Below are 2,117 nucleotides of genomic sequence, written 5' to 3'. Positions count from 1 at the left end.
GGCTTCAAGGTGGTGCAGGACATGATCAGCGGGCTGCGCGATTATCTGGACAGCCACGAAATGGGCCTGCCGGACCTGATCGGACGGGCGGTCCCCAATGTCACCGACTGGCGCTACCTGAACCTGAACTATGTCACCAAGGCGGTGATCGACCAGGACGCCTGCATCAAATGCGGGCGCTGCTATGCCGCCTGCGAGGATACCAGCCACCAGGCCATCGCGATGAAGCCCGGTCGCATCTTCGAGGTGATCGAGGAAGAATGCGTCGCCTGCAACCTCTGCGTCGATGTCTGCCCGGTCGAGGATTGCATCACCATGCGCGAACTGGAGCCGGGCGAGCTGGACAGGCGCACGGGCATCCGGCGCGCCGACTATGCCAACTGGACGACGCATCCGAACAATCCGATGGCGAAGGCGGCCGAGTAGCACCCGGCCGTCCGCCTGGGACAGGAATCGCACCGGCGGCGGCGCGATCGCGCGCTCAGCCTCCGGTCAAGGGCCGGAATTCGCCCCTGGCCTCGGTCATCAGGCTGACGCCGATAATGGCAAGTCCCGCCAGCAGGAAACCCGGAATGATCTCGTAGACGCCCGGTCCGCCGAGGAAGCTGGAATTGAGGCCCGCCCATATCCAGATCATGACCGTCACCGCGCCCACGACCAGCCCGGCCACCGCGCCCAGTCCGGTCATGCGCGACCATGTCAGCGACAGGATGATCAGCGGTCCGAAGGCGGCGCCGAACCCGGCCCAGGCATTCGAAACCAGCGACAGCACGCTTGAATTCGGATCGCGGGCGATGAAGGCCGCGACAATGCCGACCGCCAGCACCGCGATGCGACCGACCATGACCAGCATCTTCTCGTCCGCGTCGCGATCGAAGAACAGCCGGTAGAAATCTTCCGTCAGCGAACTGGACGAGACCAGAAGCTGGCTGCTGACGGTGCTCATGATCGCGGCCAGCAGGGCGGCGAACAGAAAGCCCGTAACCAGCGGATGGAACAGCAGATCGGCCAGCAGAATGAAGATCGTCTCGGGGTCTTCGACGGTCAGGCCGTTGCGCACCACATAGGCGCGACCGAAAATGCCCAGACCGACCGCACCCAGCAGCGAAATCGCCATCCAGCCCATTCCGATATTGCGGGCCGTCGGCACCTCGCGGACGCTGCGCACCGCCATGAAGCGGACGATGATGTGGGGCTGGCCGAAATAGCCCAGCCCCCAGGTCACCGCCGACAGAAAGCCCACCACGGTCAGCCCCCGGGTCAGCGAAAGAAATTCGGGATCGACCCCCGCCAGGGTCTCGCGCGCCTGATCGAAGCCGCCGCCGCCAGGGCCCATCAGCACCACCAGCGGCATGATGATCAGCGCCAGCATCATGATGCAGCCCTGGACGAAATCGGTCAGGCTGACGGCAAGGAAGCCGCCGATCACCGTATAGGCCAGCACGACCCCCAGCGTCAGCCACACGCCCGCCTGATAATTGCCGCCGAAGGCCGATTGGAACAGCTTGCCGCCGCCGACCAGGCCCGATGCGGTATAGACGGCGAAGAACACCACGATCACCACGGCCGAGATGACGCGAAGCGTCAGGGCTTGCGTCGGGAAGCGGTTGGCGAGAAATCCGGGAATGGTCAGCGAATTGTCGTAGCGTTCGGTCTGTTCGCGCAGTCGCGGCGCCACCACGATCCAGTTGACCAGCGCGCCGACGAAAAGCCCGATCCCGATCCAGGATTCGACAAGCCCGGCGGCATAAAGCGCGCCGGGCAGGCCCAGCAGCAGCCATCCACTCATGTCCGAGGCGCCGGCAGACAGCGCCGCGACCGCCGGTGGCAGGTTGCGTCCGCCCAGCATGTATTCCTCGGAGCTGGAGGTCGATTTCCGCCAAGCGTAGACGCCGATGGCCAGCATCAGCAGAAAATAGAGGATCAGGCTGATCCAGACTCCGGTTGCCATGGCTTCGCCCCTTCTTTGGTAAAAACACCGTGATGGAACAGGGCCTGACAGATCACGCGGCCGGACGCAACCGCCAGGCGTGGCGGCCCCATTTCCGCGCGGACGGGATGGCGCCCGTCAAAGCCCGTAGATACGACCGAATTTTTCTTCCAGATAATCCAGCAGC

General features: G+C 64.3%; 3 protein-coding genes. 1 reads left to right on the top strand and 2 read right to left on the bottom strand.

Annotated elements, in window-relative coordinates; translation table 11 throughout:
• On the top strand, window positions 1–426 hold a 426-nt coding region (locus B4A72_RS05525; RefSeq protein WP_292978206.1), incomplete at its 5' end, for a 4Fe-4S dicluster-binding protein.
• Window positions 427–481: 55 nt separating this feature from the next.
• Here B4A72_RS05525 and putP read toward each other — a convergent pair.
• Both putP and B4A72_RS05515 read right to left on the bottom strand, forming a co-directional pair.
• A complete protein-coding gene (gene putP / locus B4A72_RS05520) occupies window positions 482–1,951 on the bottom strand; it encodes a sodium/proline symporter PutP (protein ID WP_292978205.1) in 1,470 nt (489 codons plus the stop codon).
• On the bottom strand, window positions 1,924–2,117 hold a 194-nt coding region (locus B4A72_RS05515; protein WP_292978204.1), incomplete at its 5' end, for a hypothetical protein. The genes putP and B4A72_RS05515, both read right to left, overlap by 28 nt.

The sequence above is a fragment of the Paracoccus sp. UBA5162 genome (genome assembly GCF_002413585.1).
In the GTDB taxonomy this organism is placed as follows: Bacteria; Pseudomonadota; Alphaproteobacteria; order Rhodobacterales; family Rhodobacteraceae; genus Paracoccus.
Note: the sequence above shows the minus strand (reverse complement) of the source record. Positions and strands in the feature narration are given on the sequence as shown.

Excerpts from the sequence above, each read along its gene's own strand:
- putP (WP_292978205.1), bottom strand. The coding sequence starts at position 1,951 with ATGGCAACCGGAGTCTGGATCAGCCTGATCCTCTATTTTCTGCTGATG.